At 69.0% G+C, this 12,390-nt stretch carries 11 protein-coding genes; 7 read left to right on the top strand and 4 right to left on the bottom strand.

All coding sequences use genetic code 11. The features are described from left to right. The first annotated feature begins 266 nt into the window (after nucleotides 1–266). The 3 genes from LBW94_RS09310 to LBW94_RS09300 are packed head-to-tail and all read left to right on the top strand — an operon-like array spanning nucleotide 267 to nucleotide 1,197. Nucleotides 267–704: an aldehyde dehydrogenase family protein gene (locus LBW94_RS09310; RefSeq protein WP_225059606.1), complete on the top strand. Its 438-nt coding sequence runs from the start codon at nucleotides 267–269 to the stop codon at nucleotides 702–704. Next, on the top strand, nucleotides 665–973 hold the full coding sequence (locus LBW94_RS09305; protein WP_225059605.1) for a hypothetical protein: 309 nt from the start codon (nucleotides 665–667) through the stop codon (nucleotides 971–973). The genes LBW94_RS09310 and LBW94_RS09305 overlap by 40 nt, the downstream gene beginning before the upstream one ends. A gap of 35 nt (nucleotides 974–1,008) precedes the next feature. After that, on the top strand, nucleotides 1,009–1,197 hold the full coding sequence (locus LBW94_RS09300) for a ferredoxin (protein WP_225059604.1): 189 nt from the start codon (nucleotides 1,009–1,011) through the stop codon (nucleotides 1,195–1,197). A gap of 28 nt (nucleotides 1,198–1,225) precedes the next feature. Here LBW94_RS09300 and LBW94_RS09295 read toward each other — a convergent pair whose 3' ends face one another. Next, the gene (locus tag LBW94_RS09295; protein WP_225059603.1) at nucleotides 1,226–2,044 is read right to left on the bottom strand and encodes a hypothetical protein; all 819 of its coding nucleotides are present in this window, start codon (nucleotides 2,042–2,044) and stop codon (nucleotides 1,226–1,228) included. 293 nt (nucleotides 2,045–2,337) lie between these two features. Between LBW94_RS09295 and LBW94_RS09290 the strand changes: the two genes are divergently transcribed. The 4 genes from LBW94_RS09290 to LBW94_RS09275 all read left to right on the top strand — a co-directional run bounded on the left by LBW94_RS09290 (nucleotide 2,338) and on the right by LBW94_RS09275 (nucleotide 9,191). Beyond that, on the top strand, nucleotides 2,338–3,183 hold the full coding sequence (locus LBW94_RS09290) for a DUF6338 family protein (protein WP_225059602.1): 846 nt from the start codon (nucleotides 2,338–2,340) through the stop codon (nucleotides 3,181–3,183). A 22-nt stretch (nucleotides 3,184–3,205) separates the two neighbouring features. Beyond that, nucleotides 3,206–6,865, top strand: coding sequence for a tetratricopeptide repeat protein (locus tag LBW94_RS09285; RefSeq protein ID WP_225059601.1), 3,660 nt, complete (start codon nucleotides 3,206–3,208; stop codon nucleotides 6,863–6,865). Between the two features lie 105 nt (nucleotides 6,866–6,970). After that, nucleotides 6,971–8,506: an aldehyde dehydrogenase family protein gene (locus LBW94_RS09280; RefSeq protein WP_225059600.1), complete on the top strand. Its 1,536-nt coding sequence runs from the start codon at nucleotides 6,971–6,973 to the stop codon at nucleotides 8,504–8,506. A gap of 34 nt (nucleotides 8,507–8,540) precedes the next feature. Further along, nucleotides 8,541–9,191, top strand: coding sequence for a winged helix-turn-helix transcriptional regulator (locus tag LBW94_RS09275; protein WP_225059599.1), 651 nt, complete (start codon nucleotides 8,541–8,543; stop codon nucleotides 9,189–9,191). Between the two features lie 147 nt (nucleotides 9,192–9,338). Here the strand turns inward: LBW94_RS09275 and LBW94_RS09270 are convergent, their stop codons facing one another. From LBW94_RS09270 to LBW94_RS09260, 3 genes are all read right to left on the bottom strand, one after another. Further along, entirely contained in the window at nucleotides 9,339–10,082 is a 744-nt protein-coding gene (locus LBW94_RS09270) for a hypothetical protein (RefSeq protein WP_225059598.1), read from the bottom strand. A gap of 167 nt (nucleotides 10,083–10,249) precedes the next feature. Then, the gene (nagB, locus tag LBW94_RS09265) at nucleotides 10,250–11,032 is read right to left on the bottom strand and encodes a glucosamine-6-phosphate deaminase (protein WP_225059597.1); all 783 of its coding nucleotides are present in this window, start codon (nucleotides 11,030–11,032) and stop codon (nucleotides 10,250–10,252) included. Continuing rightward, nucleotides 11,020–12,180 carry an N-acetylglucosamine-6-phosphate deacetylase gene (locus LBW94_RS09260; RefSeq protein WP_416276858.1) on the bottom strand — a complete coding sequence of 387 codons (1,161 nt, stop codon included), beginning with the start codon at nucleotides 12,178–12,180 and terminating at the stop codon, nucleotides 11,020–11,022. The genes nagB and LBW94_RS09260 overlap by 13 nt, the downstream gene beginning before the upstream one ends. Nucleotides 12,181–12,390: the final 210 nt, after the last annotated feature.

Here is a 12,390-nt window from a genome sequence, read left to right as displayed (position 1 = left end):
AATCGAGGTAGCCCCAGTCCGATCCGAGCGAATGTCACCGCGATCGGCCGCGCCCGGGGTTACGAGCCCGGCGAGCCGGCCCGGCACCGCGAACCGCGCGGCGGGCCGACCGGTGGCCGAGCGGGCCGCCATCCTGCGGTCGGCCATTGATGTGCTGGTGGCCCGGCGCGAGGAGATCATGGCGACCGTGCGGTCGGAGACCGGCAAGCCGCAGACCGAGGCACTGGCGGCCGCACCGGCAGCCACTGCACGGCTACCTGAAGCCGATGAAGAAGCTGTACATCCACTATCAGCCGCTGGGCGTGGTCGGCGTGATCACCCCGCGCTCGGGCGAGTGGGTGGTGAAGATCCTGCACGAGGCAGGCGTGCCCCCCGACGTCGTGCAGGTGGTGCACGGTGACGGCGAGACCGGCGCGGCCCTGGTCGCCGCCGAGGTCGACAAGGTGTGCTTCACCGGCAGCGTGGCCACCGGCCGCAAGATCGCCGCGGCCTGCGCCGAACGGCTGCTGCCCTGCACGCTGGAACTCGGCGGCAAGGACGCGATGATCGTCTGCGCCGACGCCGATCTGGAGCGCGCCGCCGCGGGCGCGGTGTACCTGTCGATGTTCAACACCGGGCAGGTGTGCATGAGCGTCCGTATCCGGAGTGGGCCAAGGACGGCTGCGTGCCCTACGGCATGTACAAGTCGGCCCTGGACCGCCTGACCACCGGCCTGGCCGCCGAGCTATACGGCACCGGCGTGAGCGTGAACTCGCTCGGCACCTCGGGTCTGGTGATGACCCCGGGCGTGGCCGTGGTCTCGCCGCACACCCCCGACAACGCCCCCGTCGAACCGGACGACGCCATGCCCGAGGCCGCCCACATGTTGTGCACGTCCGACCCTGCGACCGCCACCGACCGTATCGTCGTCAGCATGGAAGTACTCGGCCGCCCGTTCACCGAGGGCCCCTGGGCCGTGTCCGCTACCTTCTGATCCGAATCCCGCACCACGCCAAGGACATACCGTTCATGCACATCGCCGTCGATCCGGATCGCTGCCAGGGCCACGCCCGCTGCTGGGAGATCTGCCCGGAGGTCTTCGACCTCGACGCCGAGAGCCACGGCACCGCCCTGGTCACCGACGTCCCCGACGAACTCGCCGACAAGGCCCGCGAGGCCGCCGACAACTGCCCCGAACGGGCCATCGTCCCGAGCTGACGCAATCCGCGATTCCGGCAGGTCGATGTCAACCCACTCGAATGAAATGTTTGGTAGCGCCGTACCTTCCGCCCACCCACTTCAGCCCGGCACCCTCGAGGCTGACCGAGACGGTCAGACTGTCACCGTTACTGCAAAATGACACCGTGCCGCCGGCACCGGAATCATCGCCGGTGAGTTCGGCACCCGAACCGATGTCGGCGCAGAATCCCGCCCACACGTGATATACGTACGAGCCCTGTTTCGTCATGGTAATAGTGATGAAATCCCCGCCGTCCTGCCATTGTCCGGCGATACCGGTATTTCGCGACGCGGCGCTCGTCGGCCGCACGGTGTCATCGGGAACCGCCGGCCGAGCGAGTAACGGCGTGCGAATGGTGGTCGGGGGTTGCGTCGCGGTCATCGTCGGCCGAATACTCACCGTCGTGCGAGTCGCCGTCGATGCGGAATCCGAGCGAATATGCTGGGTGTCATGGAACAGAGCGAATTCTCCCATCGCAAGGATTCCCACAGCAACCGCGAGGATCCCGAAAGCCGCGGCAACCCCGATCATATCGGACCGACGGCGCGGCACGGGTTCCGCTTCGAGCCGCCCGCTACCGGGCGGATCGACCGGCGGCGGTATCAGTGACAATCTTTCGGTCGCACCGCATTTCCCGCAACTCAACGAACGCGGCGCGTTCACCGTCCCGCAATGACCACAGTGGACGGGCGCGCGCTCGGACTGGGAACGCAGCCAGTCGATATGGCTTTCGCGCTGCCGCTGCTCGAATGCCACATGTTGCGCGGCGATAAATTTCGTATATGCTCGCCATGCTTCCACGGCGGCCCGTTCGACCCGATTCACGGCCGATTCCGCCGACCGGCGTCGCGGCTACCGATTCCACCTGCGGCAACCGGGGCGGCAAAGCTCGTATCGATAACTAACAATTTTCTTCATTCCCATCCCGGCGGCGAAACCGAACCCGCTCGCATGCTACACGTGCCCAGCGAAGTCCCGGTGCGGCCGATGCCTCGAAACGAGGCCACGCGTAGAGCCTTTCACAAATCCGGGGATTGACAGCGCGCAAGCACGATGAAACGATGCGAAATCGCAGAGCCACCAGCACTGTCGGATGACCGATATGGGGGAATTCCGCGTTGATCACGACCTTTCAGGCGCTCGTGGTGGCATTGCTGACGCTATTGCCGGGAGCGTCGTACAGCTTGACCTACGAGCGCAATGCGGGAAGCTATACGGGCGGCTCCCCAGACCGACTGGTACGTCTGTTCGCAGCCTCGTCGATATTTCTGGCGGTGTATTCGGGCCCGGCCCTGCTGCTGTATCGGCACTTCGTGGTCAGCGGTGACCTGCGGCGGGGCCTGGTGAACTGGCTGATGTTCGAGGCCGTTTCCGTGGGCTATGTTCTCGTCCCGGCGGCGATCGGAGCCGCGATGGGCCTGGCCACGAATCGAGATTGGCCGATCGCGCGCTGGCTCTACGGGCGGGCGCCCCATCCACGCGCCTGGGATCATGTGTGGTCGCGAGAGAACAGATATATCGTCCGGATCAAGCTGAAATCCGGAACCTGGCTGGCGGGCCGCTACGGCGGAACCGACGACGACATGTCGTATGCATCCGGATATCCGGAGGCCGGGGAACTGTATCTGAGTACGCAACTGGCGGTGCATCCGAAAACCGGCGAGTTCGTCGTCCGCGACGGCACTGCGCCGGTGCAATTGCCCAGTGGTGTGCTCGTGCGGTGGGAAGAGATCGAATACCTGGATCTGCAACGAATGGACGAACCCGATGAACAACTCGCAGAATCGCCAGGAGGGCAACCGGTTCCGGAAAAAGGGTGGACATCGTGGCGCCCGCATCGCCACCCGATTGCCGCCGGTCCCGCCGGGTCCGGCGCCGGGCGCGGAGCCGGCACAGCTCCCGGAAACAGCGCCCCTCCCGGAAACAGCGGCGACGGAACCGAAACTACCATCGAAAAACATTGAGCAGCAACAACAATGAATCATCATGAGCGCTGTGGACCTGACGCTGACCGTCACTGACACCACGGTCCGGCTGTGCGGTGCGGGCATCGACGTCGGCGCCGCGCATGCGGGATTGAGTCCTGGCCTGTCCTTCGCCCTGGCCGAGACACGCAACAGCCGCGATCGCGACAGCGGCGCCGACCTCCTTCCGGGTGAGGAAACCGACGCGCCGCCGGGTTGCGAACCGCTGCGCCGCGCTGCGGCCCTGATCGCAACGTCGTTCCTCCCCGACACCGTGGCGCAAACATTGTGGGCGACCATCGCCACCGCCGAATCCACCGGTGCGCCACTACGTCTGGGAATCGAGCCGGGTCCGTTCGGGGAGCTGCCCTGGGAAGCGGCCATCGAGCCGGCCCGGCATCGCCCGCTCGCCCTGCACCCGAATGTGACGGTGTACCGCAAGGCGGGCGCCGCGCCGGCGTGGCCGGAGATCCCGGGTCCCCTGCGAATTCTGGTGGCCGTCGCCGCGCCCGACACCGGCGGGGATGTCACGCTCAACTACGAGAACGAGTTGCTCAATGTGCTTGCGGCCGTTCGGAATGCGCGCCGCAGCGACGCCGATATCCGGATCGTGGAATTCGCGACGACCGATGCGATCCGGGCGGCGCTCGAACAATCGCCGGCCCATATCCTGCACATATCCGGGCACGGCGAGCCCGGATATCTGGTCCTCGAAGACGAGCAGGGCGCGCAACGCCCGGTCACCGCCGCCGAATTCGCCGCGGAGGCCATCCCCGCCGGGCTGATGCCCCCGGTGATCGCCCTGTCCGCGTGCTACACCTCGGTCGCCGGCACCGATATCGAATCCGTGGCCGCCGGTCTGGTCGCCCGCGGCGCGAACGTGGTGATCGGCACCGAGGCATCGGTATCCGATCGCTACGCCACCGCCGTATTCGCCGACGCCTATCGGCAACTGGCCCAGTCTGGCGCGCCCGACGTCGTCGCTGCCGTGTCCGGGGCCCGCCGGGCCGCGCACGATCGGCTGGCCACCTCCACCGTCCCCGACGAGAGACAACTCGCCGCACTGGACGAATGGAGCGTGGTGACAATCCTCGCGGCCACGGCGGAATGCCGGCTGTACTCCGGCGAGGGCCACCCCCCGACACCACCGCCGCCGGGTCCACCCGGCCCGGCGGCACGCGCGAGGGGCGAATTCTTCGGACGCCGCCGCGAACAACGCCTGCTGCCCGCTCAGCTCGCCAGCGATCGATATCCCGGAATCGTGTTGCACGGCATCGGCGGAATCGGCAAGACCGCGCTCGCCACCGAACTCGTCGCCCGCCAGCGCACCTTGGTGCCGGTCACGATCGTCCCCGGACACTTCGACGTGGACAGCTTCTTCCGCCGGATCGCCACCGCCGTCGGCCGGCACACCCGCACCGCCGGGCCGGATCGGCACCGAACGGCGATCGCGGCAGCCACCTCGCGAGTGCTCGACGTGCGGTTGCCGTGGAACACACGACTGAAGATCCTGCGTGAGCAGGTTTTTCCCCTTGCTCCCGTCGTGGTGCTGCTCGACGACTTCGAGGAGAACCTCGACACCGATCACCGCGTGGCCGACGACACCATGGCCCATGTCCTCGCGGCGTGGATCGGCACGCCGGGGCCGGGCCGATTGCTGATCACCACCCGATATCGGTTCACCCTGCCCGATTGTGCCGAGGCCGCACTGCTGTGGCGGCAGCTCGGCCCGCTCACACTCGCCGAAACCTACAAGGTGATCTGGTCGCTACCGACCCTCGACCGGCTCGCAACCGGCCAGTTCGATCAGGTGTGGCGACTGCTCGGCGGACATCCCCGCAGCCTGGAATATCTCGATGCCCTGCTCGCCCAGGGCCGAGCGCGCTACGCAGACACCACCGCACGGCTTGCCGCCACCTTGGCGGCACATCCGGAAACCCACGCCGCGCTGGACGCCACCGCCGACCTCGACACCCACATCGCGGCCACCATAACCCTCATCTCCAACGAGATACTGCTGGCCGATCTGCTCATCGGGCTCAGTCCCGCGGCCCGGCACCTGCTGTTGGGCATGTCCGTCTACCGCGAACCCGTCGACAACGCCGCCGCGCTCTGCCAGATCGGTGACCTCGACGAGTCCGCGCAAAGTGCCGAATGCCGAGCGGCCGCCGACCGGATCACCGCGATCCTCACCGGCCACAACATCAGACTGCCCGACGGCGTGCTGGACATGGCGACCCTGCCCGCGGCCGTGCAGGTCGAATTGGCACCTGCCGTCGCCACCTACCAGGAGCATGTGACACCTCCGTACGCCACCGGGCAGGTCCTCGGTGCGCTGATCGCCGAGTGCACCGCGAGCAGTCTCATCTCGGTGGACCCCGAGACCGGGCACATGCTCGTACACCGCGGGACCGCAGCCGAATTGGCCGATCACAGCACCGACGCCGAGCTGCGCCGCGCCCACCACCGAGCCGGCGAATACTGGCGATGGCGGGCGCGAATGTGGCGGCAGGACCGCGACGCCCTGCTCCACGACCAGCTCGAAGCGCGCCATCATTACCTGCACGCGGACGATCTGGACACGGCCATGCACATCACCGAGGTGGCCTGCGGTCGTCTGAGCACCATCGGTGCGCAGGACCGGGCGGCCCGCCTGGCCCGCGACGCGCTGGAACGACTGGCCCCCGACGCACGGCGCCGCGGGAACTTCTACTACCAACTCGGTACGCTCGCACAAGCCCGGATGGACTACGACGACGCCGAACACTTCTACACCCGGGCCCTCGCCGTCGAGGAAAAATTCGGAAATCGGGCCACCCAGGCCATCTGTCACCGTCATCTGGGCGAACTCGCTCAGGAGCGGGGTGATGTCGACGAAGCGGTACGCCGCTACATCCGAGCCCTGGCGATCGCGGACGAACGCGGCCTGCACTCGATCCGGGCCAGTGTCTTCCATCGGCTCGGCCTCCTCGCGGAGGATCGCCGCGATTATCGAGAGGCGCGCCACCGCTATTCCCAGGCGCTCAGCATTTTCGAGGGGCTCGGCGACCATGCCGGTATGGCCAATGCGCACGGTCAACTCGGCACGCTCGCGACGATCGGCCGGGACTACGACGAGGCCGAACGCCGCTATACCCGGGCTCTCGCCATCGCGGAGGAAATCGGCGATCGTCGCAGTACGGACGTGGCGCTCCATCAACTCGGCGTGCTCGCGCAGCAGCGCGGCCGCGATGCCGAGACCGTGGACTTCACCACCCGCGCTCTCGCGATCGCCGAAGAAGGCGGGGACCGCCACAGCATGGCCCTCGGCCACCACAATCTCGGCATTCTGGCGCGGGATCGAGGTGACCATCCCGAGGCCGAACGCCGCCTCACGCTTGCACTTGCACTGCACGAGGGAGTCGGTGACCGGGCCGCGGCCGCGTCCACCCGCAGTGCTCTGGCAGATGTCGCCCGCGCGCGAGGACAACTTCAGTCGGCCGTCAGCCGGTACGCCGTGGCGTTTCGAAACTGCCTGAGCATGAACCTTCCCCACGCGGCGCACAATCTCGGGGCGCTGGTCGAATTGCATGCCACGATCGGGTGCGGGCAGTTCGTCGCGATCACCTCCTCGGTACTGCGCGAGGCGGAGGTCGACGATATCCACCGCCGCGTTCACCACAACCTCGGAACACCGATGTGAAACAGGTGTCATTTTTCTGCGCCCGATGTACAGATCCGCCCAGCCGGATCGGCTACCTTACAAAGAGAACCAGTTGCAGTCACGGCACTGGGTGAGGAGCAGATCATGGCCATCGTTCAATCCGCCCCCGCGGCCGCCGGTGACCGGCGGCGGCTCGTCCTGGACAGTCCGGTGGACCGCCACCGTATCGACGAGGTGGAGGTGAGCACCGCCGAGGATGTGGCGGCAGCGGTGGCGCGGGCGCGGGCGGCCCAACCCACTTGGGCGGCACGGCCGGTGGCCGAGCGGGCCGCCATCCTGCGGTCGGCGATCGATGTGCTGGTGGCCCGGCGCGACGAGATCATCGCGACCGTCCGCGCGGAGACCGGCAAGCCGCAGACCGAGGCGATGGCGGTGGAGATCGTGCCGTCGTGCGATTTCCTCGCCTTCTGGACCCACCGCGCCCCGCGCGACCTGAAGCCGCATCGGCAGCCACTGCACGGCTACCTGAAGCCGATGAAGAAGCTGTACATCCACTATCAGCCGCTGGGCGTGGTCGGCGTGATCACCCCGTGGAACGGGCCGTTCGTGCTGTCGCTCAACCCTGTTGTACAAGCGCTGCTGGCCGGCAACACCGCCGTGCTCAAGCCCTCGGAGGTCACCCCGCGCTCGGGCGAGTGGGTGGTGAAGATCCTGCACGAGGCAGGCGTGCCCCCCGACGTCGTGCAGGTGGTGCACGGTGACGGCGAGACCGGCGCGGCCCTGGTCGCCGCCGAGGTCGACAAGGTGTGCTTCACCGGCAGCGTGGCCACCGGCCGCAAGATCGCCGCGGCCTGCGCCGAACGGCTGCTGCCCTGCACGCTGGAACTCGGCGGCAAGGACGCGATGATCGTCTGCGCCGACGCCGATCTGGAGCGCGCCGCCGCGGGCGCGGTGTACCTGTCGATGTTCAACACCGGGCAGGTGTGCATGAGCGTCGAGCGGATCTACGTGGTGGACAGCGTCGCCGACGAGTTCATCCGGCTGGTGTCGAAGCGGGCCGCCGAGGTCACCTACGGTCCCGGCGACACCGATATGGGCCCGCTGTTCTACGACCGGCAGCTGGATATCGTGTCCCGGCACGTCGACGACGCCAAGGCCAAGGGCGCCGACATCGTGGTCGGCGGCGCGCCCGCGGCCGGCAACGGCCTGTTCTTCCAGCCCACCGTGGTCGTCGACGCGACCCACGAGATGGAGTTGATGACCGAGGAGACCTTCGGCCCGATCGCGGCGATCATGCGGGTGCGCGACGAGGAGGAGGCGATCCGGATGGCCAACGACTCGCAGTACGGTCTCAGCGGTTCGGTGTTCACCAAGGACGCGGTCAAGGCCCGGCGCATCGCCGCCCGGCTCACCACCGGCTCGGTGGTGCACAACGACGCGGCCGTCATCTACGGCGTGCCCGAGGCGCCGTTCGGCGGGCGCAAGAACAGCGGTCTCGGTCACGTCAACGGCCTGGACGCGCTGCGCGGCTTCACCCACGCGCTGCCGATCCTGATCGACCGGTGGCAGCCGAAGCAGGAGAGCATCTGGTATCCGTACTCGGAGAAGACGATTCGCAGCCTGGAGATGGTGGTCAAGCACGGCTTCGGTAACAAGGTGCTGCGCCGGCTGCTCTCGTGAACAAGAAACTTGTCCGGTTGGTAGAGTTGTTTTCGTGCAGAAGCGGCGCAGCTACGATCAGAACTGCCCGGTCGCGAAAGGTCTCGACACCCTCGGCGAGCGGTGGACGCTGCTGATCTTCCGCGAATTGCTCGGCGGCGCACGGCGTTACAGCGACCTGCGCGCCGAGTTGCCGGGCATCGCCAGCAACCTGCTCGCCGACCGGCTGCGGGAGCTCGAGCAGTCCGGCCTGATCGAGCGCACCGAACTGCCGCCGCCGGTGGCCCGCACGGTCTACTCGATGAGCGAGACCGGCTGGCGGCGGGTCTTTCCCGTGTTGCAGTCGCTGGCCTGGTTCGGGCTGCCCATGGTGGCCCCGCCGGACGACGGCGAGGAGGCCACGCCGCTCAACGGATTCCTCGCCGGGGTGCTGCTCGCCTTCGATCCGTCGCGTGCCGGGGGCGTCGACGCCACCTACCGGGTGACCATCGGCGGCCGTGATTTCGAGTTCTCGGTCCGGGACGCGACTCTGGGCCCGCGCCGCGGTGAACCGGTCCTGCGGATCACCGCCGACCCGGCGGACCTGGTCCGCTTCCGTTCCGGTGATGCCGACCTGCGGCGGGAACTGCTGCCGCGCATAGCGTTCAGCGGGGACCCCGCGATGGTGGACCGGTTCCGCGACATCTTCGTGCTGTCCGCCGGATAGCCGAGGCTCCCGGGCCGGAACCTCACCCACACTGCCGGCGCCACCCTGCGCTGGCCACCCAGCCATCCGGTAGTACCACGTGCCGCCCGGCCGCGCGGGACAGTCGACTGTCACCGTGCCGCCGGGCGAGGCTGCACCGGAACGACCTCAGGCGGCGACCGGAACCGCCGTAACCGGCTGCGCGGCACGCGAATTCGCCAACGACAGCACGTGCAGCGTGAACAGCACCGGCACCGCGGCGGTCGGCACGAGCACCAGCGGCAGCAGCGAGACATGTTCCGTGGACGGCGTCAGATGCAGCGCCCGGGTGGGCCCCGGCGCCGCCAGGATGGCGACCGCGAACGCGTAGACGAAGTCGGCGATGCCGAAGATGTTGAGCCACAACGCACTCCGATCACCGTCACCGGCCCGCAACCGGCGGATCACCCGCGTCGCGGACAAGCCGATCGTGATATCGCCGAGCGCGGCGGGCCAGGCGAACGCCGGCGGCAGATCGCCCATGGCCAGCGCGAGCAGGAAGGCGACGCCCATGATCCGGACCTGATGCGGGCGGATCAGCTGCACCCGGGCCGCGGGATGCGCCAGCGCGCGGGCCACCACCGGCACCCGCGACAGCGCCAGCAGCGCCACCAGCGGCACCGCGAATCCCACCGCGAGCCAAGGTTTCACCGCATCGGCCTGGAACCGGTAGACGTGCGCGGCCGCCAGCGCCGTGGTCACGGCGGCCCACACCACCCAGACCAGGCCGAAGCCGCCGGCGGTCCACAGCGCGGCGCGGCGGCCCGCACCCGCGCCGAACACCGCCGCGTACAGGGCGTTCGCGGTCGCGAGCGCCACCGCGGCGACGCCGAGGACCAGGAGAAACCAGAGAAGGGACAGGGCGGTGAACATGACGCGCTCCGTTTCGAGATGCCGGACGGCGGATCGGGCCCGGCCCCGGGGGACCGGCTGCCCGTACACACGAAACCGTAACGCATGGACAAGTATTTAAACAAGTAACTTTACTTTTTTGTCCCACTTTCGACCGGCGGCTACCGGCGAGCCGTGCTGATCCCGGTTCAGAAACCTTGCCAGGCAGGCTTGTTGGCGATCGCGAAGCGGTAGTAGTCGATCGCCTTCAGATAGGCGGCCGCCGCCGGGTCCACGATCACCGTGACGTGCGGATGCAGTTGCAGGATCGAGGCCGGGCAGAACGCCGAGACCGGCCCCTCCACCGCGGCCGCCACCGCCTCCGCCTTGGCCGGGCCGGTGGCGATCAGCAGCAGATGTCCGGCGTCGCCGATGGTGCCCAGGCCCTGGGTGAGGACGTGGGTCGGCACCCGGCCCAGATCACCGTCGAAGAAGCGGGCATTGTCGGCCCGGGTCTTCGGCGTCAGCGTCTTCACCCGGGTACGGGACCGCAGCGAGGAGCCCGGCTCGTTGAAGCCGAGGTGCCCGTTGCCGCCGATGCCGAGGATCTGCACCGCGATCGGGCCGCGGGTGACGATCATCTGCTCGTATTCGGCGGCGGCGGTGGGGATGTCGGCGGCGTTGCCGTCCGGGCTGTGCACCGCGGTATCGGCGATGTCGACGTGCGAGGTGAACTCGTCGCGGATGAACCGCGCATACGACTGCGGATGACCGGCCGGCAGCCCGATGTACTCGTCCAGCAGAAACGCCTGCACGCGTGCGAAACTCAGGCCCTCGTCCCGGTGCTGCCGGACCAGTTCGCGATAGGCGCCCAGCGGCGACGAGCCGGTGGCCAGGCCGATCGCCTGCGCCCCGCGGCGGAGGTGGTCGGCCATGATGCCTCCCGCGAGCCTGCCCGCGGCCCCGGCGTCGGCGGCGATCACGAGTTCCACAGTGCCCCTTCCTTGTACACCCGCACCGGCCGCAGCCCGGTGTCGGTCACCAGCACATCGGCGACGGCGCCCGCGCGCAGCGCGCCGATCCGCCCGGCGCGGCCCAGCAGCCGCGCGCCGGTGCCCGCCGCCGCCGTCACCGCCGCGCCCAGTTCCACCGCCGCACAGCACACGGTGCGCCGCAACACCTCCGAGGCGGTCGCGGTGCCACCGGCGATGGCGCCCGGGCCGTCCGGGTCGTACAACCGCGAAACCCCGTCGGTCACCACCACATCGAGGCTACCGAGCCGATACCGCCCGTCCGGCTGCCCCGCCGCGGCCATGGCGTCGGTGACCAGCGCGATGTGCCGGGCGCCGAGGGTGTCGAACAACATCCGCACCGTCCCGTAGGCCAGATGCACACCGTCGCCGATCACCTCGGCCACCGCCACCCCGTGCGCGGCCGCCGACAGCGCCGCGGTCAGGAAGTTCGGATGCCGATGTTCCAGCGGCGGCATCCCGTTGCACAGGTGGGTCACCGAGATCCGCCCGCCCCGCCACAGCGCATGTGAGGACCGCGCGTAGTCGGCGACGGTGTGCCCCAGCGACAACACCGTACCCGCCTCGGCGATCAGGGTCGCGAGCTCGTCGAAATTGTCGGTCTCCGGCGCGATCGTCACCGCCGCCACCCGTCCGCCCGCCCGCTCCAGCAATCGCCGCAGCATCGCCGGATCCCCGGGCACGATCCGATCCAGCGCGTGGGCCCCCGGCCGCTGCACACTGATGAACGGCCCCTCCAGATGGATCCCCGCCAGCATCCCGCCGTCCACGGCCCCCGCCAGCACCCCGATCCGCTCGGCGAGTTCGGCCTCGGTCGCCGACACCAGCGACCCCACCAGCGTCGTGGTCCCCCGCCCCCGATGAAACGCGGCCGCCGCCAGCACCCCCGCGGCATCCGCATCCGGAAACCCGTACCCCCCACCCCCGTGACAGTGCACATCCACCAGCCCCGGCAACACCAGCCCCGGCCGCTCCACCGCGGCAGGCGCCTCCCCCTCGAATTCCGCCGCCGGCCCGACGAATTCGAGCACCGGCCCGTCGAACGCCACCACCCCGTCGGCGATCACCGCCTCCTCCCCGACCACCCGCCCCCGCAACACCGTCCTCACCTCCCACCCCCACCGGACGCATCCCGAAACCCGTTGCGGCGCAACCGCCACCACCCGGACACCTGCGCACACCGCAGATACCAGCGCCGGCGAATCCGCCTGCCCCGCCGCGATCGCCGCGCCCCTGCGGCATCCGGCAGCCGCCGACCGGAACCGCGGCCACCCGGCCTCACCCCGGACACCGGCACTGCCGTGACGGCACGAACGACG

Source organism: Nocardia sp. alder85J, assembly GCF_020176955.2.
In the GTDB taxonomy this organism is placed as follows: domain Bacteria; phylum Actinomycetota; class Actinomycetes; order Mycobacteriales; family Mycobacteriaceae; genus Nocardia.
This window is presented reverse-complemented; position numbering and strand designations above follow the sequence as displayed.

Coding starts and splice junctions, on each gene's coding strand:
- LBW94_RS09310 (WP_225059606.1), top strand. CDS start 267: ATGAAGAAGCTGTACATCCACTATCAGCCGCTGGGCGTGGTCGGCGTG.
- LBW94_RS09300 (WP_225059604.1), top strand. CDS start 1,009: ATGCACATCGCCGTCGATCCGGATCGCTGCCAGGGCCACGCCCGCTGC.
- LBW94_RS09285 (WP_225059601.1), top strand. CDS start 3,206: ATGAGCGCTGTGGACCTGACGCTGACCGTCACTGACACCACGGTCCGG.
- LBW94_RS09280 (WP_225059600.1), top strand. CDS start 6,971: ATGGCCATCGTTCAATCCGCCCCCGCGGCCGCCGGTGACCGGCGGCGG.
- LBW94_RS09270 (WP_225059598.1), bottom strand. CDS start 10,082: ATGTTCACCGCCCTGTCCCTTCTCTGGTTTCTCCTGGTCCTCGGCGTC.